This is a genomic window from Gordonia sp. WA4-43 (assembly GCF_020520305.1).
In the GTDB taxonomy this organism is placed as follows: domain Bacteria; phylum Actinomycetota; class Actinomycetes; order Mycobacteriales; family Mycobacteriaceae; genus Gordonia; species Gordonia hongkongensis.
This window is the reverse complement of the sequence record NZ_CP084736.1, coordinates 4,084,127-4,101,488: the sequence shown is the minus strand read 5'-3', so window position 1 is coordinate 4,101,488 and position 17,362 is coordinate 4,084,127. Positions and strand designations below refer to the sequence as shown.

At 67.2% G+C, this 17,362-nt stretch carries 29 protein-coding genes and 1 tRNA gene; 5 read left to right on the top strand and 25 right to left on the bottom strand.

The window, feature by feature from the left end; all coding sequences use genetic code 11:
• Positions 1 to 29 precede the first annotated feature (29 nt).
• From LEL84_RS18595 to LEL84_RS18505, 22 genes are all read right to left on the bottom strand, one after another.
• Positions 30 to 437, bottom strand: coding sequence for a hypothetical protein (locus LEL84_RS18595; RefSeq protein ID WP_226512431.1), 408 nt, complete (start codon positions 435 to 437; stop codon positions 30 to 32).
• Positions 434 to 766, bottom strand: coding sequence for a hypothetical protein (locus LEL84_RS18590; RefSeq protein WP_226512430.1), 333 nt, complete (start codon positions 764 to 766; stop codon positions 434 to 436). The genes LEL84_RS18595 and LEL84_RS18590 overlap by 4 nt, the downstream gene beginning before the upstream one ends.
• Entirely contained in the window at positions 759 to 932 is a 174-nt protein-coding gene (locus tag LEL84_RS18585) for a hypothetical protein (RefSeq protein WP_226512429.1), read from the bottom strand. The genes LEL84_RS18590 and LEL84_RS18585 overlap by 8 nt, the downstream gene beginning before the upstream one ends.
• On the bottom strand, positions 929 to 1,357 hold the full coding sequence (locus tag LEL84_RS18580; protein ID WP_226512428.1) for a hypothetical protein: 429 nt from the start codon (positions 1,355 to 1,357) through the stop codon (positions 929 to 931). The genes LEL84_RS18585 and LEL84_RS18580 overlap by 4 nt, the downstream gene beginning before the upstream one ends.
• Positions 1,358 to 1,618: 261 nt before the next feature.
• Complete coding sequence (locus LEL84_RS18575; RefSeq protein ID WP_226512427.1) at positions 1,619 to 2,089, bottom strand: hypothetical protein; 471 nt, start codon at positions 2,087 to 2,089, stop codon at positions 1,619 to 1,621.
• A complete protein-coding gene (locus tag LEL84_RS24780) occupies positions 2,086 to 2,220 on the bottom strand; it encodes a hypothetical protein (RefSeq protein ID WP_264186683.1) in 135 nt (44 codons plus the stop codon). The genes LEL84_RS18575 and LEL84_RS24780 overlap by 4 nt, the downstream gene beginning before the upstream one ends.
• On the bottom strand, positions 2,217 to 2,894 hold the full coding sequence (locus tag LEL84_RS18570) for a DNA-methyltransferase (protein WP_226514355.1): 678 nt from the start codon (positions 2,892 to 2,894) through the stop codon (positions 2,217 to 2,219). The genes LEL84_RS24780 and LEL84_RS18570 overlap by 4 nt, the downstream gene beginning before the upstream one ends.
• A 65-nt stretch (positions 2,895 to 2,959) precedes the next feature.
• Positions 2,960 to 3,277: a YegP family protein gene (locus LEL84_RS18565; protein ID WP_226512426.1), complete on the bottom strand. Its 318-nt coding sequence runs from the start codon at positions 3,275 to 3,277 to the stop codon at positions 2,960 to 2,962.
• Positions 3,274 to 3,624, bottom strand: coding sequence for a hypothetical protein (locus tag LEL84_RS18560; protein ID WP_226512425.1), 351 nt, complete (start codon positions 3,622 to 3,624; stop codon positions 3,274 to 3,276). The genes LEL84_RS18565 and LEL84_RS18560 overlap by 4 nt, the downstream gene beginning before the upstream one ends.
• A complete protein-coding gene (locus tag LEL84_RS18555; protein WP_226512424.1) occupies positions 3,621 to 4,517 on the bottom strand; it encodes a hypothetical protein in 897 nt (298 codons plus the stop codon). Before LEL84_RS18555 ends, LEL84_RS18560 begins: the two co-directional genes overlap by 4 nt.
• Positions 4,514 to 5,356 (bottom strand): PD-(D/E)XK nuclease-like domain-containing protein, encoded by an 843-nt coding sequence (locus LEL84_RS18550; RefSeq protein WP_226512423.1) that lies wholly within the window; start codon positions 5,354 to 5,356, stop codon positions 4,514 to 4,516. Before LEL84_RS18550 ends, LEL84_RS18555 begins: the two co-directional genes overlap by 4 nt.
• A 6-nt stretch (positions 5,357 to 5,362) precedes the next feature.
• Positions 5,363 to 5,494 carry a hypothetical protein gene (locus LEL84_RS24775; RefSeq protein ID WP_264186682.1) on the bottom strand — a complete coding sequence of 44 codons (132 nt, stop codon included), beginning with the start codon at positions 5,492 to 5,494 and terminating at the stop codon, positions 5,363 to 5,365.
• Positions 5,491 to 5,721 (bottom strand): hypothetical protein, encoded by a 231-nt coding sequence (locus LEL84_RS18545; protein ID WP_226512422.1) that lies wholly within the window; start codon positions 5,719 to 5,721, stop codon positions 5,491 to 5,493. Before LEL84_RS18545 ends, LEL84_RS24775 begins: the two co-directional genes overlap by 4 nt.
• The gene (locus tag LEL84_RS18540; protein ID WP_226512421.1) at positions 5,718 to 5,933 is read right to left on the bottom strand and encodes a hypothetical protein; all 216 of its coding nucleotides are present in this window, start codon (positions 5,931 to 5,933) and stop codon (positions 5,718 to 5,720) included. The genes LEL84_RS18545 and LEL84_RS18540 overlap by 4 nt, the downstream gene beginning before the upstream one ends.
• A gap of 127 nt (positions 5,934 to 6,060) precedes the next feature.
• On the bottom strand, positions 6,061 to 6,342 hold the full coding sequence (locus LEL84_RS18535; RefSeq protein WP_226512420.1) for a hypothetical protein: 282 nt from the start codon (positions 6,340 to 6,342) through the stop codon (positions 6,061 to 6,063).
• On the bottom strand, positions 6,339 to 6,461 hold the full coding sequence (locus tag LEL84_RS24770) for a hypothetical protein (protein ID WP_264186681.1): 123 nt from the start codon (positions 6,459 to 6,461) through the stop codon (positions 6,339 to 6,341). The genes LEL84_RS18535 and LEL84_RS24770 overlap by 4 nt, the downstream gene beginning before the upstream one ends.
• The gene (locus tag LEL84_RS18530) at positions 6,458 to 6,754 is read right to left on the bottom strand and encodes a hypothetical protein (protein WP_226512419.1); all 297 of its coding nucleotides are present in this window, start codon (positions 6,752 to 6,754) and stop codon (positions 6,458 to 6,460) included. The genes LEL84_RS24770 and LEL84_RS18530 overlap by 4 nt, the downstream gene beginning before the upstream one ends.
• Positions 6,751 to 6,921 carry a hypothetical protein gene (locus LEL84_RS18525; RefSeq protein WP_226512418.1) on the bottom strand — a complete coding sequence of 57 codons (171 nt, stop codon included), beginning with the start codon at positions 6,919 to 6,921 and terminating at the stop codon, positions 6,751 to 6,753. The genes LEL84_RS18530 and LEL84_RS18525 overlap by 4 nt, the downstream gene beginning before the upstream one ends.
• 75 nt (positions 6,922 to 6,996) lie before the next feature.
• Entirely contained in the window at positions 6,997 to 7,791 is a 795-nt protein-coding gene (locus LEL84_RS18520; RefSeq protein WP_226512417.1) for a phage antirepressor, read from the bottom strand.
• Positions 7,788 to 7,970, bottom strand: coding sequence for a helix-turn-helix domain-containing protein (locus tag LEL84_RS18515; RefSeq protein ID WP_413466876.1), 183 nt, complete (start codon positions 7,968 to 7,970; stop codon positions 7,788 to 7,790). Before LEL84_RS18515 ends, LEL84_RS18520 begins: the two co-directional genes overlap by 4 nt.
• A gap of 444 nt (positions 7,971 to 8,414) precedes the next feature.
• Positions 8,415 to 8,486, bottom strand: a tRNA-Thr gene (locus LEL84_RS18510).
• Positions 8,487 to 8,556: 70 nt separating this feature from the next.
• Positions 8,557 to 8,943 carry a RidA family protein gene (locus tag LEL84_RS18505; protein WP_226512415.1) on the bottom strand — a complete coding sequence of 129 codons (387 nt, stop codon included), beginning with the start codon at positions 8,941 to 8,943 and terminating at the stop codon, positions 8,557 to 8,559.
• A gap of 189 nt (positions 8,944 to 9,132) precedes the next feature.
• Between LEL84_RS18505 and LEL84_RS18500 the strand changes: the two genes are divergently transcribed.
• The 4 genes from LEL84_RS18500 (at position 9,133) to otsB (ending at position 13,283) form a co-directional block, all read left to right on the top strand.
• On the top strand, positions 9,133 to 10,629 hold the full coding sequence (locus LEL84_RS18500; protein WP_226512414.1) for a threonine/serine ThrE exporter family protein: 1,497 nt from the start codon (positions 9,133 to 9,135) through the stop codon (positions 10,627 to 10,629).
• Between the two features lie 164 nt (positions 10,630 to 10,793).
• Positions 10,794 to 10,964: a hypothetical protein gene (locus LEL84_RS18495; RefSeq protein ID WP_165630609.1), complete on the top strand. Its 171-nt coding sequence runs from the start codon at positions 10,794 to 10,796 to the stop codon at positions 10,962 to 10,964.
• Between the two features lie 4 nt (positions 10,965 to 10,968).
• Positions 10,969 to 12,498 carry a trehalose-6-phosphate synthase gene (locus LEL84_RS18490; protein WP_319005245.1) on the top strand — a complete coding sequence of 510 codons (1,530 nt, stop codon included), beginning with the start codon at positions 10,969 to 10,971 and terminating at the stop codon, positions 12,496 to 12,498.
• On the top strand, positions 12,495 to 13,283 hold the full coding sequence (gene otsB, locus LEL84_RS18485) for a trehalose-phosphatase (RefSeq protein ID WP_226512413.1): 789 nt from the start codon (positions 12,495 to 12,497) through the stop codon (positions 13,281 to 13,283). Before LEL84_RS18490 ends, otsB begins: the two co-directional genes overlap by 4 nt.
• A 158-nt stretch (positions 13,284 to 13,441) precedes the next feature.
• Here the strand turns inward: otsB and LEL84_RS18480 are convergent, their stop codons facing one another.
• Genes LEL84_RS18480 through LEL84_RS18470 form a run of 3 tightly spaced genes read right to left on the bottom strand, consistent with a single transcriptional unit; the run spans position 13,442 to position 16,557 of the window.
• Entirely contained in the window at positions 13,442 to 14,557 is a 1,116-nt protein-coding gene (locus tag LEL84_RS18480; RefSeq protein ID WP_226512412.1) for a putative zinc-binding metallopeptidase, read from the bottom strand.
• 4 nt (positions 14,558 to 14,561) lie between these two features.
• Positions 14,562 to 15,371, bottom strand: coding sequence for a transglutaminase-like domain-containing protein (locus LEL84_RS18475; RefSeq protein WP_065631517.1), 810 nt, complete (start codon positions 15,369 to 15,371; stop codon positions 14,562 to 14,564).
• Between the two features lie 58 nt (positions 15,372 to 15,429).
• Entirely contained in the window at positions 15,430 to 16,557 is a 1,128-nt protein-coding gene (locus LEL84_RS18470) for an ROK family transcriptional regulator (protein ID WP_065631518.1), read from the bottom strand.
• Positions 16,558 to 16,595: 38 nt separating this feature from the next.
• On the opposite strand from LEL84_RS18470, the gene LEL84_RS18465 reads away from it, so the two are divergent.
• Entirely contained in the window at positions 16,596 to 17,360 is a 765-nt protein-coding gene (locus LEL84_RS18465) for an SDR family NAD(P)-dependent oxidoreductase (RefSeq protein ID WP_226512411.1), read from the top strand.
• The last annotated feature ends 2 nt before the right edge of the window (positions 17,361 to 17,362 follow it).

Below are 17,362 nucleotides of genomic sequence, written 5' to 3'. Positions count from 1 at the left end.
GAGGAGGGTGCAGAGGATGACGGCGGCAATCACGACACACCACCGCATCGGCAATGTGTGGAGTGCTGATCACACTCCAGGCAGATGCCTCTGATCTCCCGCATCAGCGCATACGTTCGCGGTGCCTTACCGTCAGTGCTGGTCGCCATCTCCTCGCGCAGAAGGTCTTCCATCTCTTCCCAGCGGTTGGCCATGCGCGCCCACGTGTACGACAGTTTGCGGACTGCGGGCTTGAAGACTCGGCGGGCGTGCGGGTAGGCGTCGAGTAGTTGCATGCAGCGGCGAAGGTCGGCGGGGTCGTGGGGGTAGTCGATGTTTCGGTACCGGCCGACGGGCTTTCCAGTCACTGCGGAGACGATCGTTTCGGATGATGTGCCACGTTCGCCGCTGGCAAGCCATTCGGCGAAGTAGGCCAGTTCAATAGGTCTGTCGCTCATGCTTCACCGCCGATGATGTTGAGGATGTGGCGGGCGAGTGAGGGTCCGCTGTGTCCGCCGTCCTGGTCGACGTCGGTGGCTTGTTCCCGGATGTTGGCGATGACAGCGAGGGCGTCCTCGAATGCAGCCAGCAACACGGGGACGTCCGAACTGGCGAGATCGTGGACCGCGTTCTCGTGATCGCCGTCGTCGCAACGGCATCCGTGCGTGCACCTCGCCAACCGCTCACGGATGTCATCGAGGCTTGTCGGGGCATCGAGACTCAGGTCGGACTTGTCTGTGTGCTTCAGCAGAAGTCGGCGGGCGTCGGCCCGCACATCGTCAGTCATCGGATACCTCGGAGATGAGTTCAAGGTCGGCTGTGTACCAGAAGTTTTCGGAGCCGTCGTCTCGGCGCACCCGTGTGCGGTGGTCCATCACTTCGATGACCACGCCCTGCATGTCGGGTGAGTCCCAGATGAATACGCGGTCGCCGGGCTTGAAGTCGTCGGTCATTGTGTGTTCCTTTCGGCGAGCATCCGGTCAGCGTCGTAGTCGTCGTACGGGCGGCAGTTGCCCGTCGGGTACAAGCTGAGGCAGGTCGTGGATTTGTCATCGACATGTCGCCATGCGTGACCCGCGACCAGTCCCCGATGGACAAGTTGCCCATACGCTTCAATCTCGCGGAGGCAACGAGTGCAGGAGATGTCAGCCCTTCGCGGTTCGCTGTACGCGAATGCGATTCGCGTTCCGTCGCCGTAGGTCGCTTCGGGTAGTGCGATGACGGTGTAGCCGCTGTCACGGATAGCGGCAACCACATGAGTGGCCCAGTCGGCGGTGAAATTGACACCGTCGGTCGCGTAGCCGCATTCACAGTCTCGGCCGATGTCTTCGCGATACCGGTGCTCGGCGATGATCTGTTTGAGGTTGGGGGCGGTCATGTCAGCTCCTCGGCGGGGTAGACGAGTTTGGCTGTGGCACAGGGCCAACGAACGTCGACCGGACATCCTGAGCAAGCTGCGTACGTCGTAGGAGAACCGGGGTCTCGGTGCCACCACACATCTTTGGTGACTTTCCGGTGCAGCTGCTTCAGAGGTTCGAGGGCTTCACGGGCACCACGCATCGCGTATCGCCCTGGGCCGACGTAGGGGGATACTCCGTGAGGTTCACATGCTCGTTTGGCGGCTTCCTCGGCGGGATCGCTACTCACCCCGACCACCACCCCGAAGCAGACCAGCAGCATCAAGAGCACGGGCGTAGTCAATCGGTGCGATGTCGGGGATCACGCCTGCTTGATGATCGAACTGGCTGTTCTCGAAGTCGAGGATCGCCCGTGCCGCCTGCTCGATGCGTTGTTCCCGTTCCCGCTCGGCAGCCTGTTCGGAATCCAGTCGTCGTGCGATGTCATTCAATTCGGCCCGGTAGCCCGCTTTCGGGTGGGTCTTCCCGACGATCTCGGCGGCGAATGAGACATGGTCGGGGTTGGTGGCATCCGGTTCAGGCAGAGGGGTTTTCGCCGCCTGACCTTCGCTCTCGGCGGCGTCGATCCCGCAGTCGATGGCGCGGGCGAGTCCAGGCACAAGGTCGATTGGCCCAGTCAAGTTCAGCCAGTCGTTGGCGGAGTGACTGCGGATAGCTTGCTCGATGATCTCAACACGCGGTCGTTCGGTCATCCTGGTGTTCCTTCGATGATTTGGGTTTCGTGGCCCGCTGCCTGCAACATGCGGTCCAGCAGGTTGGTCGGGTTGTGGCATACGGTGTGCCGCCACAGACCGTCGAACCACCACACGTAGAGGCGGATCACGACGAACCGCCGAACAGGGACATCTTCTGTCTGCTCATCCGGTCCGCGATGACTTCGCAGTACCTCTCGTCCGCCTCGATGCCGATCGACTTCATGCCGAGGGACTGTGCCGCGGCAAGTGTTGCGCCACTGCCAGCGAAGGGATCGAGGACTACCGACCCTGATGCTGCGACTACCGAAAGGAGCGTTCTCAATAGGGGTTCCGGCTTCTCAGTCGGATGGTCACCGCCGCGCACAGGAGGTACGCCGATCACGTTTGGCACGTCGCGTCGCAAAGGTGGAGTCGGATTCCCCGCGCTCATGTGCACAATGAACTCGTGCTGATTACGGAACACCGCACCCATGCCGAGCCTCTGCTTGTCCCACACCAGGATCGGGTGTTGCCGCAGGTCGGCAGTTTCCAGCGACGCGGCTAGGGCTGCGGCCATGCGCCAATCGATGAATGCGAGAGCGTGTCCACCTGGCTTGAGGATTCGCCGCCACTCGATACCGCAGAGCCGTATTAGATGCATGAATCCGTTGGTGCTCATCGCGTCTCCGCGAATCCATTCGTCGTCGGAGGTGCCACGCGTCATCGATTTCCGCAGCGATCGAGAGTTCTCGCGTCGCCCGCCTGACGAGTACGGCGGGTCGGTGAGCACGGTGTCGACGCTCTGGTCGCCGATCGATTCCATGACGCTGACGCAGTCTCCGTAGTAGAGCGTCACGAGGTCATCGGAGTAGTAGGGCTCGCTCAAGGTCAGTACACCGCCCCGGTGGTGGTGTCATGGTGGCGGTCGACGATAACCAACCTCCACGGAACGACGAGCGGCAACAGCCGATGACCGGTGTACATCCCAGCCTCACTCAAGACGACCGAGTACTGGGCGTCGATGGCGTTGAGAGCCCCAGCCTTCCGCCGATAGCCTTCACCATGACCGAGGACCTGACCGTTGCGGGACTTGCACCGCCAACGCCACTCGGTCTCGCCACGATGCGGCCACTCCACATCAGGCTTCGACGCGACGTACACCTCGATGGTGCCGCGGTAGCGTTCCGGGGCTTCATGCACGATCATTGCGTCGGGTCCTTCCGGAAGAGGTCGGGGTGGTTGGGGTCGGACAGATCGGCGGTGCTCGTGTTGTTGGCGATGACGCGCTCGACATGCTGCGCGCACACCATCTGAGCGAGCTGGCCGATCGTCGTCTCACGGGTCGCCCCAATCGACTCCGGGTAGTACGGCGAGATCAGCGCAGCCTTGGCGTCAATTTCAAACAGCCGCAACGTCGGCCAGCCCACATACCAGATCCAGGGCTCGCGTCCCGACGCCCGGATCTGCGCGCGGCCCGTGTTCGCCGCCATGTGAACGACCTCGTACTCGCGGGTCGTCGAGGGCGGAATCTCGGTGACGATGCGGAGATTCACGACCGGCCACCATTGTCGAGGTCGTCGAACACCCGCGACGCCTCGTCGACCGACAACTCCTTCGACGACGTGATCTCGCGGCCGACCACCTCGGAGAGGTAGGCGAGCGCCTGGTCGCGGTCGTTGCCGAGGCCGGCCTCGCCGAGCATGGCGTGGAGTTTCTTCAGCTGCGGTTCGGTGATGGGCCGCGCCTCGGGTTCGTCGGTGGCACCGACACTCTCGTCGGCCTGCACCTGCGTGGCCGGGGCGCCGAGACGCTTCCGCAGATCGTCGGGCGTGGTGGCCTGCGCCTCGTTGCGGACGAACCGCGGTTGCTCTAGTTCCAGTTCCTCTCGGCTGTAAGCGATTCCAAGGAGGATGTGGGGTGCGACCTTGCGGCACACCTCGGTCGCCGCCTTGGCGTAGAGCATCGCCTGGGGGTCGGTCTCGTACTTCTTGTTGGAGGTGTAGCCGGCGCGGCGGGCCCGCTCGTAGGTCCACGTCGACTCTTCGGTCTCGCCGGTCCGCGGGTCGCCGCCGCGGACCGTGACGGACACGTCCGTCGACTCGACGGTCTGGATGGCGTAGCCGTGCGACTTCACCAGGGCGACCATCGTCCGCGCGTAGATGGAGGGCTGGCCGTGGACGACGAAGATCTGTTGGAGTGACTGAATCGGGTTGAGCCCGATCTCAGCTCCGTAAAGGATCGCTGCGGCGCCGTTGGCGGGCTTGCCGCGGTAGATGGCGGGGACCAACTCGGATGAACACATGGCGTCGGCCAACTGCTTCGCCGCGCCCATCGCGTCGGCGTGCTGCATGAGCTGGCCGATGGCGGCGGGGACAGAGGGTCGTTGGGCGGGAAGAACCGACAGGTTGGCTGCATCGTTCTGGTGGGCGATTTCGTTACTGGTCATGCGGGTACTCCGATCGTGTTGTGGGCGCGGTCAACCGCGGCGTCAGCGTTGGCGCGAGCCCAGTCGGGAAGGGTGACGGTCCGGACCTGCTCGGGCAGTCCGGGCCAGGTGTCGGTTCGGTGGCAGTGCGCGTAGAGGTCGATCGCGGCCCGGTTCAATCGGCGGCCGAGGTCGACGTCAGCGGGCGTCAGCTCGACGATGGTCGTCAGATACGGGGCCTCGGCCTCGACGGCGACGAAGAAGAAGGCCCCGATCTCGATGCCGGCCCGCTCGGCGACGTCGCGGTAGAACGCCTCCTGCTGGTGGTATCCGTACTCGGCGATCGACTTCTCGAACCGGGCGGCGTCCCTCGTCGTCTTGAGGTCGACAAACGTTGTGCCGGTGTGCCAGTCGGGTCGGCACCGCAGGCGGACGCCGGTCTCCTCGTCGTGGGCGTAGATCGACTGCTCGGGCGTGCCGGACTCGAACAGCACCGCGGCTAGCGGGTGTGCCAACACGGCGTCTCGCAGCTTCTCGGCGCGGTCGAAGTCCTTGCGCAGGATCGGCACCTGGCCGGCGGATCGCGCGGTGTCGGCCTGCTCCTTCGCGGCCTTGGTGCGCCAGTCGGGCGCGTCGACGACGGCGATGCCCTGCCCCTTGCCGAGGATCAGTTCGTGGGCGACGTGGCCGTAGTCCCACTCCTTCTTCTCTTTTCGGGGCGCGTACTTCAGCAGCGCGGGCCCGCCCGGTTTCAGAATGGTGCGCGCCTGCGACGACGACAGCGAGCCGGGATCGCCGTGGTAGACAGCTTCGGGGACGTCGGCGTACATGCCGTCGGCGTCGGGTGGGGTCTGGGTCATGGTGTCCTACCAGGGAATCGGGTCGAAGTCATCGACCGGGACGAAGTCGTTGGCGCGGCGTTCGGCGAGGTCTTCGCAGTAGTCCTCGTACGCCTCGCGGTCGGCTTGGGTGCGGAGGTCGTGTGATCGCGGGGTCATCGCCATCGCCACTCCTCCGATCTGTATTCGGCGGCGATGGCTTCACTTACGCTCCGCACTGGCCGGAACGCGATGATGTAACCGGCCATGAACGCGAGATTGACGAATCCGATCATCGAAATCGGGTCGCGGTAGAGCACGAACAGCACCAGGTTCCACACGACGATGCCGAAGTTCAAGGCGTTGACGGGCCAGTAAATCCAGGCCGACATGGGCATCTTCTTCATCGCCGCCCCTCCTCAACTGCGGCCAGCATCCGGCCGAGGTGCCGGGCCAGCTCGTCGGGATGGACGATCTCGCCGAGATGCCAACGGGCGTAGACCTGGCGAGCCTCGAGGATCTGACGATCGGTGACGCGGGCCTCGTGCTGGCGGACCTGCCCCGCGAGTGGATGCCCGCCGTCGTTGGCGATCGGAATGCCGCCGAGTGTGTCGCTCATGATCGACCTTCCGAATGTCGACGCAGCGTGACGGTCCGGCCTCGACGGCACCGCTTGCAGCGCGGACGCTGGCAGGCGTCGCCACGGCAGAGGCGCTTCTGGGCGATCAGGGATTCGATGGTGCGGTTCATGGGTTCGTCCTGACTGTGATTCGGTCGCCGCGCATCCGGTCGCGGGCTCGGTCCATCGCACGCCGCGAGCTGATGGAGTCCAGCTCGTTCACGTCGACCTCGCTCGACCAGACGGCGAGGCACATCATGATCTGTGCCATGACCTCGGGCTGAGTTCCGAAGCGATGCATGATGATCCGGTGCATGTACGTCGCATCGACGACGTCGCGCACCTCGTCGATGAAGTCGAGCGCGGTGTTGTAGATGTCGATCTCGGTCTGGAGCAGGTGGGCGGTCATGCGATCACCACCAGCAGGGCCGCGAGGATGAACAGCGCTGCGACGATGGCGATCTCGGCCAGGAGGGAGATGACGACCCCGCGGACCGGACCCTCGCCCGGCTCGTAGTCCGGGGTCACTGGTCCCACTCCTCACGATTGAGGCGGTCACGCGCCCGGTCGATGACCTCGAGCGGATCGGTGCCGCGCTCCCTGATCTGACCGGGCTGACCGGGGATGCACTGGATGACGACGCCGTGGTACTCGGCGTCCACCTGCTGCCAGGTGTGGTGCGTGACCATGCCGTTGATCTCGTAGACGGCGTGGACCAGGTCACGCCAGGCGCGGCCGAAAGCCTCGTCGGAGTCACGGACGGACTGGGCGGTGGTGATGGGGCGGACAGTGGACGCCGCGTCGAAGTCGACGCCGCTCATCGCGACACCTCGACAACCTCGATCTCGCCGCGGTCGACCGCGAGGTACTCGATCCGGTCACGCGAGAAGGCGTCCGCGATCAGGCCGCCGAGGATGATGACGCCGGTGACGACGCCGGCACCCGTGAGGTACAAGACCCCCGGAATGCTGAACAGATAGTCGAGCATGGTGTGGATTCCCTTCACTGGATGTGCTGGATGAATCCCTCGCGTCCGGCTTCCCCCACCAGGACGCGAGGGAAGTCAGACGGCCGAAGCGACCGAGATGGAGGAGGTGCCGCCGAGGCGTTTGTGCAGCTCGGCGAGGCCCTTCGGGGTGATGCGGATCGACGGTGCCGGGACTTCGTACTCGCCGGTGTGCTCGTTGAGGTAGGGCCGGTTCAGCTTCTCCGCGAGCCGCCCGGTCTGGACCTGGGTCTGATATGGCTTCCACGAGCCGTTCTCCCGGAAGATCCAGCCCTCGCCCTGCATGAACTTGAAGAGGCGCTGCTGGCCGATCTCGATCGACGGGTCGCGGCTGAGCACCTTGGCGGCGTCGCGGACCATGTAGTCGCCCTGGCTGCTTGCCATGTTCTTCCACGCTGACGCGGGGGCGGCGAGCGCGATCGCCTGGGACTCCGCTTCGACGCGAGCGGCGTGCTCACGGTCGGCGCGGTCCTCGGCCTCGATGACCATCTGTGCCAGTGCGCGGCGGTCCGGGAGTGCGGGCTGGGTGTTGAACGATCCGGTCTTGCGGATCTCGGGGAGCACAGTGTGGGTGACCCACCGCTTGAAGTCGCGAGCCTCGTTGGACTTCGCGCCGAGGACTGCCTGGTATAGACCCGGCTCGTTGATGATCGTCATGTCTTGGTCACCCGACGGGGTACGCACTGAGCGCGTACCCCGGTCGTCGTCGTCGAGGCGTCGGGTCATGTCCGAGGCCATGCGGTAGCGGAGGATCTGCGCGACGTCCGCTGCGACGAACCACGGATCGCCGTCGATGACGACCGTCCGCACGGCGCGGCCCTCGTACTCGAAGGGCATCAGGTCGGCGCTCATGCGGACACCTGGCCTTGATCCGCGACGAGGTCGGCCACGGTGACGTCGAGCAGCGTCGCGAGCGTCTGTAGCTCCGATGCCCGGAACTCGACGCGACCGAGGTAGCGGCGAGAGAACGCGGACTGCGACATGAACAGGGCGTCGGCCGCCTGCTGCTGTGTGATGCCCGAGTCCTTCATCAGGTCTCGGACGCGACTGGCGATTAGTCGCTGAGCGATTAACTGGGGCATGAGTGCATGTCTAGTCGCTGAGCGACTACGTGACAAGCGCGACATTCCGGATTCGATAGAGAAAAATGTCTGCTGACGTTGCGTTTACCCGATTAGCGACTTATTGTGATCGGCATGACCACCGCATCGATCCACGAACTGCGCGCCACCGAACCGCGCTCACAGCAGATCGCTCGTCGTCTCCGCGGCTTCCTCGCCGAGGAGCAGGTGCCGGCCGTCCGGCTCGCCGAGGCTCTCGGCGTCACCCAGTCGAAGCTCGCCCGCCGCATGACCGGCACCGTCGCCTTCGAGGTCGACGAGCTGGACACCATCAGCCGCGTGCTCGGCATCCGGTTCGAGTGGCTCACGACAGGCGAAGGCCCCGCCTTCGGTCCTGAAGGCGGGGCCTCGTCGAGCCCCCTGACGGGATCGATCCGTCGACCGCTCGCTTACAAGGCGAGTGCTCTACCACTGAGCTAAGGAGGCGCGCGGGGCGAGTATATCCGCCGGACCGCTCCCGCTTCATCGGCACCCGGCGGACCGGCCGGGCCACCGATCAGCCCCGGATGGCCGCGACCGCTTCGATCTCCACCAGCTGATCGTCGTAGGCGAGGACCGAGACGCCCAGCAGGCTGCCGGCCGGCTTGTGGTCGCCGAAGGCCTCGGTCACCGCGTCCCACGCGACCACCAGATCGGCCTGCAGGTGTTCGGCGACGAAGACGGTGACCTTCGCGACGTCACGCAGCGTCGCGCCGGACTCGATCAGCGCGGCCTCGAGGTTCTTCATGCACTGCACGGCCTGTTCGCGGACGTTCCCGGGTGCGACGGTGGCGCCGTCGTCGTCGATGGGGGCCGCACCGGCGGTGAAGACGAGACTCCCGGGACTCACCGTGGCACTGCGGGTGTGGCCGTCTCGCGGACCGTTGATCTGCACCGTGGACATGCCGCGATCGTAGACGAGTGGTCGCCGTCGTCACCCCGGTCACCGCCGCTCACCGCCGCTCCCGGCTCCTCCGCCGACCCTGCCGGAGTCGTCCGGACGGACGAGGTGTATCCAGTCTCCTGTCAGGGTTGAACCGGCCGGGTGTCGGTTACCCCGCGAGCACTCCACCATCGACCCGAGGAGGCCTGCGTGCGCGAACAGATCGGCCGTGTCCTGCGTCGGCTCAGCGGCAGCCGGCAGGCGACGATCGACACCATCGAACCGGGCAGCATCATGGTGTCGCCGCGTAAGCCGATCGAACCGTTCGACGTCGCGGCGATCACCGAGGTCCTCGATCTCGCCACGAAGATCGGGGCGGTGCTGCTCGACTCGGGCACCGGGGCCATCGACACCCAGACGCAGATCAAGTTCGTCGCCGGCGTGTACGGCCTCGAGGACGTCGACGTGGATGTCACCTACAACACGATCGTCGTCAGCGCGCGGCGCGGCGCGACGCTCCCGCCGATCACGACCATGGAGCAGGTCTACTACCGGTCGATGGACTTCACCCGGCTCGCGCAGGTCGACCGGCTCGTCCGCCGCATCCGCGATTCGTTCATCAGCCCGTCCACCGCGCACCAGATGGTCGACGAGATCATCACCGCGCCGCACCCCTATCCGCACTGGCTGGCCACGACCGCCTGGGGGATCATGGCGTCGGGCATCGCGGTGCTCCTCGGCGGCGAATACCTCGTCGCCGCGCTCGCCTTCCTGACGACCGCGGTGACGGTGACCGTCAACCGCTGGCTCAACCGCATCGGAACACCGGTCTTCTTCCAGCAGCTGACCGGCGGTTTCATCGCGGTGGTCCCGGCCGCCCTGGTCTTCGCCGCGGCCGAACGACTCGGTGTGCAGATCGCGCCGTCGCAGGTCATCGCGGCCGGCATCGTCGTGTTGCTCTCGGGGTTGTCCCTCGTCGGCTCGGTCCAGGACGCGATCACCGGCGCACCGATCACCGGTGTCGCCCGGTTCTTCGAGTTGCTGCTGATGACCGGCGGCATCATCGCCGGTGTCGGCGTCGCGATCCGAATCCTGGAGGCGGGCGGCATCTTCCTGCCCACGATCACCACGACCACCAGCTTCGAGGTCGTCGAACTGCCGATCCGGGTGATCGCCGGCGCGGTCGCCGCCTGCGCCTACGCGCTGGCCAGCTACGCCGAGACGCGCGCCCTCGGCGTGGCGTTCCTCGGCGGTTTCATCGGCACCGCGGTCGCGGCGGCCTCGACGTTCACCGACATCGGCGACGTCATCGCCAACGGTCTCGCGGCGGCGTTCGTCGGACTGATCGGCGGCCTGCTGGCACGCCGCGCGTTGACCCCGCCGCTGGTCGTCGCGGTGGCCGGCATCACCCCGCTGCTGCCCGGTCTCGCGGTGTATCGCGGCCTCTACGGCATCCTCGGCGACCAGACGCTCGACGGATTCACCTGGATCGCGAACGCGCTGGCCATCGGCTGCGCCCTCGCTGCGGGGGTCACGCTGGGCGAGTTCGTCGCCCGGTCGCTGCGTCGCCCTCAGCTGCCACCCCGTCCGGACTGGCGTCTCCGCCGCCGGATCGCCCTGCGCGAAGCCCGTGAGGCGCGGCAGGCCGACGCGGCCGCACGCCGGGTCCGGGCGAACCGGTGGCGGCCGCCACCGCCACGACGCTGACGCCGGACGGGTGGCCGTGAGCACCACCGATGTCCGGGTAGAATGCGGAGTCGGGCGTGTCATCGGACGGCCGCTCCAGTCAGCAACGGACCGAGACACCGCACGGCTGCGCCTCGTCATCGCGCACCGAACCGCACACCATGCCGCACAACGAGGGGACTCACATGCCCGCGAAGACCACCGACGCGACCGACATCACCGACGACGAACTGGAACCGGTGGCCGACGAGACCGCCAACTCGGCGCGCCGAGTCGTCGCCGCGTACGCCACCGACGCCGACGAGTGCCGGATGCTGTTCGCCATGCTGGGGATCGCGCCGGGCGAGAACGCCTGAGCAGGTGGCTCCGCGAGCAGGAGAAACCAACCCCGACACCGGCGGAGTCACCGGCACCGACCGGTCCACCCATGACGGGGCCGAGTTCGTGGTCGTCGCGAACCGCCTGCCCGTCGACAAAGAGGTCCTTCCCGACGGCACCGTCAACTGGAAGCAGAGTCCCGGCGGACTCGTGACCGCGCTCGAGCCGATCCTGCGCGCCAACACCGGGGCCTGGGTCGGCTGGTCGGGCATTCCCGACTCCGATGACAACCCCGACATCGAGGGCATCGACATCCACGCGGTCCCGCTGTCGGCGCAAGAGATCGCCGAGTACTACGAGGGCTTCTCCAACGCCACCCTGTGGCCGCTCTACCACGACGTCATCGTCAAGCCCGAGTACCACCGCGAGTGGTGGAACACCTACGTCGAGGTGAACCGGCGCTTCGCCGAGGCGGCCTCGCGAGCCGCGGGCGAGGGGGCCGTCGTCTGGGTGCAGGACTACCAGCTCCAACTGGTGCCGAAGATGCTGCGCATGCTGCGGCCCGACGTCAAGATCGGCTTCTTCCTGCACATCCCGTTCCCGCCGGTCGAGCTGTTCATGCAGATGCCGTGGCGGACCGAGATCGTCGAAGGACTGCTCGGCGCCGACCTCATCGGATTCCACCTGCCGGGTGGGGCACAGAACTTCCTCTTCCTCGCCCGACGCCTCGCCGGGCAGGCCACCAGCAAGGGCACCGTCGGGGTGCGGTCGCGCTTCGGCGTGGTGCAGGTCGGATTCCGCACCGTGCGCGTCGGCGCGTTCCCCATCTCGATCGACTCCGGGGAGCTCGACGCACTGTCCAAGACCCGCAAGATCCGGGAGCGCGCCGCCGAGATCCGCCGTGAGCTGGGCAATCCGAAGACGATCATGCTCGGCGTCGACCGGCTCGACTACACCAAGGGCATCGACGTCCGGCTCAAGGCCATCTCCGAGTTGCTGGCCGAGGAGCGACTCGATCCCGCCGACACGGTGATGCTGCAGCTCGCGACGCCCAGCCGTGAGCGCGTCGAGAGCTACAAGCAGATGCGCGCCGGTATCGAGCAACTCGTCGGGAACATCAACGGCACCTACGCGAGCGTGGGCCAGCCGGTGGTGCAGTACCTGCACCGTCCGGTGCCGCGTGAGGAACTCGTCGCCTTCTTCGTCGCGGCCGACGTCATGCTGGTCACGCCCCTGCGCGACGGCATGAACCTGGTCGCCAAGGAGTACGTGGCCTGCCGGGGTGACCTGGGCGGCGCGCTCGTCCTCAGCGAGTTCACCGGCGCGGCAGCCGAACTGCGCTCGGCGTACCAGGCCAACCCGTACGACCTCGACGGCGTCAAGGACGCGATCGAGGCCGCGGTCGAACAGAGCGAACACGAGGGCAGGCGGCGCATGCGCGCGCTGCGCAGGCAGGTCCTTGCCCACGACGTCGCGAAGTGGGCGGAGAGCTTCCTCGGCACCCTCGGCGCCGACTCCGACACCGAACTGTCGCCCAACCGGGGTGTTCATCTGGTGGACGAGCCCGAGTGAGCCACACCGGGATTCCCGCCGAACTCACCGACGCGCTGGTCCGGGCCGCCGGCGTGGGGGTGCTGCTCGTGGCCAGCGACTACGACGGATGTGTCTCGCCGATCGTCGCGCGTCCCGAGGACGCCGTCCCCGAGCCCGCGTCGATCGACGCTCTCGTGGCCGCCGCGGCACTTCCCGACACCGTCGTCGCCGTGGTGTCCGGCCGCGAACGGGCCGTGCTCGCGGAACTGTCCGGCCTCACTGCCCCGGTCGTGCTGGTCGGTAGTCACGGCAGTGAGTTCGAGTCCGGGTTCGCGGTCGAGGTCACCGACGAAGCGCGCGCGCTGTTGACCCGTCTGATCGACGAGTTGCGTGCCATTGCAGCGCAATTCCCGGGCAGCTCGGTCGAGGTCAAACCGGCGAGCACGGTGCTGCACGTGCGCAACGCGTCGGCGTCCGACGCCGTCGCCGCGCTCGATCGCGCCCGCACCGGCCCGGCCTCCTGGCCGGGGGTGCACACCACCGAGGGCAAGGCCGTTCTCGAACTCGCGGTGATCGAGACCAGCAAGGGCCACGCGCTCGACACCCTGCGCGCGGCCGTCGGCGCCGACGCGGTCATCTATCTCGGCGACGACGTGACCGACGAGAAGGCCTTCGCCCACCTGCGTCCGCAGACCGGTGACATCGGCATCAAGGTCGGTGAAGGTGACACCGCCGCCGACTATCGCATCGCCGACACCGACGATGTGGCAACGGTTCTCGCGTTCGTGGCCGAGCAGCGGGCGCGGACGGCCTCGGCTCGCTAGTGGTGTGTCTTGGAAATAGGTGGCCGGTATCCGGTGGAGCGATCGGTGGTCTGGCAAGGCGGAGGAGGGAGGGATAGCGGAGCTATCTCGACCGACGACAACGCAGCCAGGCGCCGATCGAGCGCCGGAGACCAGTCGCCTATTTCCGAGACGCACCACTAGGCAGGCTGGGCGGGTGCGACGACGAGCGGGTCCGTCGTCACCGCCCGCCGGGCGCACTCCCGGATCACCTCGTGCACGAAGCCGAGCTTGCGCACGACGGGCTCGGGAATCGTGAACGGATAGAGCGGGCGGCGCCCCATGGCCACGTTCACCCGATTCAACATGAGCGACAACCATTTCCAGTCGTATAGGAGCCGTTCGATCGGCTCGTCGGCGTATGACCGGAGCGGCACGATGTCACGGTCCATGGTGAACCGGACCTGCTGCGCGTCGAGATTCAGCCCGGATTCCCGGGCGGTGTCGATGGTCCCGGTGATGTGGAGGTAGTGCGCGAAGCACTCGGCGAAGTCCTCCCACGGATGCATCGTGGCGTACTCGGAGATGTACGACTCCCGCCAGTTCTCCGGTGCCCCGAACCGATAGTGGCGGTTGATCGCGTCGGCGTAGCTCGCGCGTTCGTCGCCGAACAGGTCCCGGCACCGGTCGAGGTAGCGTTCCGCGCCCGGGCCGGTCTCGACGAGGACGTGTTCGTAGTAGTGCCCGGTCTCGTGGCGGAAGTGACCCAGCATGGTGCGGTACTGCTCGCCGAGGTCGACCCGGAGGCGCTCCCGATAGGCGTCCTGGGTCTCGGCGAGGTCGATGGTCACCACCCCGCCCGCGTGCCCGATCATCACCGGCCGGCCGAGGGTCTGACTCGACAACAGGTCGAAGGCCAGGCCGCCCTCGGTGCGCCAGAACGGCTCCACCGGCAGACCCAGATCGACGAGTTGGTACACCAGCAGCCGCAGGTCGAACGATGCCGGCGCGAGCTTCTCGAGCGCGATGGTGTCCTCGGCGTCGGGCTGACGCCGGATCAGCGACTCGGGGAAACACCGACCCCGCAGGCCGATGCTGTCCTCGGTGACCTCGGCGAGGGTCAACCAGTTGCACTGCGTCCGATCCCGATTCGCACACCACACCCACCGGGCACCGCCGATCTCGACCCCCTCCTCGCCGACCGCGTACAGCGACCGCGACGGCAGGTGCACGCCCATGGTCGTCGCACAGTTCGGGCAGGTCTGACGATCGAAGCCCGACAACGCATTGCAGACCGGACAGGTGAGCGCATGCACGCGCTCACCCTATCCGGACGCGCGCATTCCCGTCGTCGATCGGAAGCTCGCCGCGCACCGTCGCCGTCACTTCGTAGGAGTTGAGGTTGATCGACCCGCGATGGTTGTCGAGGAACGCGGTGTCGGCGGCATCGCGGCCGGTCGAGATCCGCACGAGGCTCTGACGTGGGGCGAGCCCGGTCGCGTCGACCACCACCCACTCACCGTCGACGATCGCCTCGGCGACGGCGTGGAAATCCATCGGCGAACACCCTGGGGCGTACACCGCGACGAGGCGGGCCGGGATGTTCAGGGCCCGCAGCAGCGCGACGACGAGATGCGCGTAGTCGCGGCAGACCCCGGCACCGGCGAGCAGGGTGTCGGCGGCGCCGTCGATGGGGTCGGAAGTCCCGGGGATGTAGCTGAGGCGGTCCGAGACGTATGCGGCGACCTGGTTCAGGATCTCCCCGTCGGGCAGCGATGCGTCGAACTGACCCGCGGCGAAGCCGAAGAACTTGTCGCACTCGGCATATCTGCTGGGCCGCAGGTACGTCGAGCGGTCGGTGATGTCGACGGGCAGCGGATCGGCGGGCGTGAGGACCGACGCCCGGTAGTCGATGGTCAGCAGACCCCGCTCGAGCTGCAGCCGATGGATCCGGGAACCGTGCGGCCCGATGATCTCCTCGGGCGTCACCGACTGTCCGTCGAATTCGACCTCGAGTTCTTCTTCCAACTGGAGGCCGGGCAGTCGGGCTACGGTGATCTGCATCTCCAGTTCGGTGGGGTCGTCGACCCGCACCTCGAGCCGTGCGGATACATCGCGGGGCAGCGTCATGGACACACCGTAGGGGATGCGTGCGACGACGGCAGAGGCAGGCGGGCCGACGGCCTGTCTACAGCGTCGCCATCGCCGCGATCGGATCCGCGTAGATGACGCTGAGCGCCACCACGACCGCCGCGCTCTCCTGCACGCGCACACCGAATCTCGACGGCGCGATCTCCAGCGGCCAGGTCAGCGTGGTCGCCTCGTCGAAGGCCGCCTGCACCGGCGCGAGCCCGTGCGGGTGTGCGGCGAACGCGTCGCCGGCCACGACGATGGCATCGGGGTTGATCACATCCCGGATGAGCGCGACCGACTCTCCCAGCACCCGGGCCCGCTCGTCGGCGATCCGAGCGGCCGTGGGGCTGATCCTCAGCCGACGCGCCGCGACCTCCGCGGCGTCGTTGCCGATGACGTTCTGCAACCGGACCCGGGTGAGCCCGGGGGCGAGCACCGGAGCCGTGACCGGCAGATGCGCGATGGTGCCCGCGCCACGCTCCGGTACGTGCACGCGGCCGTCGAGAGTCATTGCCATCCCGGCCGTTTCGCGGGCGTAGAAGAACAGCCCGGAACCCCCGTCGTCGCGCGGATGCGACAGGAGCAACTCGGCGGCCGCCATCGCCTCGACGTGCTCACAGACCGACACCGGCGTGTCGAGGCTCCCGGCAAGTGTTGCGCCCACGGCGAGTTGATGCCAGCCCAGGACCCGGTGGTTCACCACCCCGGTCTCGGCATCGACCGCGCCACCGACCGCGACACCTCCCCACAGCACCCGCCGCCCGCTGAACCGGGCGGCGAGTTCGGCGAGCAGTCCGCTGAGGTGCGCGAGCGCGTCCTCCTGATCGCCGGTCGGCGTCAGCACGGCGTGACTGTGCAGTGTGCGGCCGCCGAGGTCGGCGATGACGAGCACGGTCCGGCGGGCGCCGATGTGCATACCCGCGACGCACAGCGAGTCGCGGTCGATGGTCAGCGGATTCTTGGGCCGGCCAATCGCTTTCGGCCCGGCGAGATCGGGGCGTTCGACGACCAGACCGTGAGCGGCCAGCGCGTGCACCTGACGGTTGATGGTGGCCGGCGACAGACCCGTCGTCGCGGCGAGCTGATCCCGCGTCACCGGTCCGCCGACCCGGATCGCATGCAGTACCGCCGCCGCCGGGGTGGAGGTCAGTTGCAGCGCCGCCGGGATCACTCCCCCACTCATGCGACGAATGTAGCAGCGCGGTCCGTAAGGTTGAGCCCATGAGCACCGACACCGCCTCCCAGTCGACGGACAACCGACCGATCGCCGTGGTCACCGGCGCCAGTTCGGGGATCGGCGCGGCCACCGCGCGTCAGCTCGCCTGGCAGGGCTTCCACGTGGTGCTGGGGGCGCGCCGGATCGATCGGGTGACCGCGCTCGCCGACGAGATCGGCGGCACCGGAAGGCAACTCGACGTCACCGACGAGCAGTCCGTGGCCGCCTTCGTCGACGGCCTCGACACGGTGCACGTGCTGGTGAACAACGCCGGTGGCGCCAAGGGTCTCGACCCGGTGTCAACCGCCGACCTCGACGACTGGCGCTGGATGTGGGAGACCAACGTGCTGGGGAGCCTGCGGGTCACCAAGGCGTTGCTTCCCGCGCTCATCGCGTCGGGTGACGGCCTGATCGTCTCCGTCACCTCGATCGCGGCGTTCGAGGCCTACGACAACGGCGCCGGGTACACCTCGGCGAAGCATGCGCAGGGTGTCACCCACCGGACCCTGCGCTATGAACTCCTCGGGAAGCCCGTCCGGCTCACCGAGATCGCGCCGGGCATGGTCGAGACCGACTTCTCCCTCGTCCGCTTCGAGGGCGACCAGGAACGCGCCGACAAGGTCTACGAGGGCCTGACCCCGCTCGTCGCCGAGGACGTGGCCGAGGTCATCGGGTTCGTCGCGTCCCGGCCGCCGCACGTCAACCTGGACCAGATCATCCTCAAGCCGCGCGATCAGGCCTCGGCCCGGCGGAACATCAAGACCGGCTAGCG

What these genes read in the sequence shown, in the direction of transcription:
- LEL84_RS18595 (WP_226512431.1), bottom strand. Translation starts at nt 437, where the DNA reads ATGAGCGACAGACCTATTGAACTGGCCTACTTCGCCGAATGGCTTGCC.
- LEL84_RS18590 (WP_226512430.1), bottom strand. Translation starts at nt 766, where the DNA reads ATGACTGACGATGTGCGGGCCGACGCCCGCCGACTTCTGCTGAAGCAC.
- LEL84_RS18585 (WP_226512429.1), bottom strand. Translation starts at nt 932, where the DNA reads ATGACCGACGACTTCAAGCCCGGCGACCGCGTATTCATCTGGGACTCA.
- LEL84_RS18580 (WP_226512428.1), bottom strand. Translation starts at nt 1,357, where the DNA reads ATGACCGCCCCCAACCTCAAACAGATCATCGCCGAGCACCGGTATCGC.
- LEL84_RS18575 (WP_226512427.1), bottom strand. Translation starts at nt 2,089, where the DNA reads ATGACCGAACGACCGCGTGTTGAGATCATCGAGCAAGCTATCCGCAGT.
- LEL84_RS18570 (WP_226514355.1), bottom strand. Translation starts at nt 2,894, where the DNA reads ATGGAATCGATCGGCGACCAGAGCGTCGACACCGTGCTCACCGACCCG.
- LEL84_RS18565 (WP_226512426.1), bottom strand. Translation starts at nt 3,277, where the DNA reads ATGATCGTGCATGAAGCCCCGGAACGCTACCGCGGCACCATCGAGGTG.
- LEL84_RS18555 (WP_226512424.1), bottom strand. Translation starts at nt 4,517, where the DNA reads ATGACCAGTAACGAAATCGCCCACCAGAACGATGCAGCCAACCTGTCG.
- LEL84_RS18550 (WP_226512423.1), bottom strand. Translation starts at nt 5,356, where the DNA reads ATGACCCAGACCCCACCCGACGCCGACGGCATGTACGCCGACGTCCCC.
- LEL84_RS24775 (WP_264186682.1), bottom strand. Translation starts at nt 5,494, where the DNA reads ATGACCCCGCGATCACACGACCTCCGCACCCAAGCCGACCGCGAGGCG.
- LEL84_RS18545 (WP_226512422.1), bottom strand. Translation starts at nt 5,721, where the DNA reads ATGAAGAAGATGCCCATGTCGGCCTGGATTTACTGGCCCGTCAACGCC.
- LEL84_RS18540 (WP_226512421.1), bottom strand. Translation starts at nt 5,933, where the DNA reads ATGAGCGACACACTCGGCGGCATTCCGATCGCCAACGACGGCGGGCAT.
- LEL84_RS18535 (WP_226512420.1), bottom strand. Translation starts at nt 6,342, where the DNA reads ATGACCGCCCACCTGCTCCAGACCGAGATCGACATCTACAACACCGCG.
- LEL84_RS18530 (WP_226512419.1), bottom strand. Translation starts at nt 6,754, where the DNA reads ATGAGCGGCGTCGACTTCGACGCGGCGTCCACTGTCCGCCCCATCACC.
- LEL84_RS18525 (WP_226512418.1), bottom strand. Translation starts at nt 6,921, where the DNA reads ATGCTCGACTATCTGTTCAGCATTCCGGGGGTCTTGTACCTCACGGGT.
- LEL84_RS18520 (WP_226512417.1), bottom strand. Translation starts at nt 7,791, where the DNA reads ATGAGCGCCGACCTGATGCCCTTCGAGTACGAGGGCCGCGCCGTGCGG.
- LEL84_RS18515 (WP_413466876.1), bottom strand. Translation starts at nt 7,970, where the DNA reads ATGAAGGACTCGGGCATCACACAGCAGCAGGCGGCCGACGCCCTGTTC.
- LEL84_RS18505 (WP_226512415.1), bottom strand. Translation starts at nt 8,943, where the DNA reads ATGTCCACGGTGCAGATCAACGGTCCGCGAGACGGCCACACCCGCAGT.
- LEL84_RS18495 (WP_165630609.1), top strand. Translation starts at nt 10,794, where the DNA reads ATGCCCGCGAAGACCACCGACGCGACCGACATCACCGACGACGAACTG.
- LEL84_RS18475 (WP_065631517.1), bottom strand. Translation starts at nt 15,371, where the DNA reads ATGACGCTGCCCCGCGATGTATCCGCACGGCTCGAGGTGCGGGTCGAC.
- LEL84_RS18470 (WP_065631518.1), bottom strand. Translation starts at nt 16,557, where the DNA reads ATGAGTGGGGGAGTGATCCCGGCGGCGCTGCAACTGACCTCCACCCCG.
- LEL84_RS18465 (WP_226512411.1), top strand. Translation starts at nt 16,596, where the DNA reads ATGAGCACCGACACCGCCTCCCAGTCGACGGACAACCGACCGATCGCC.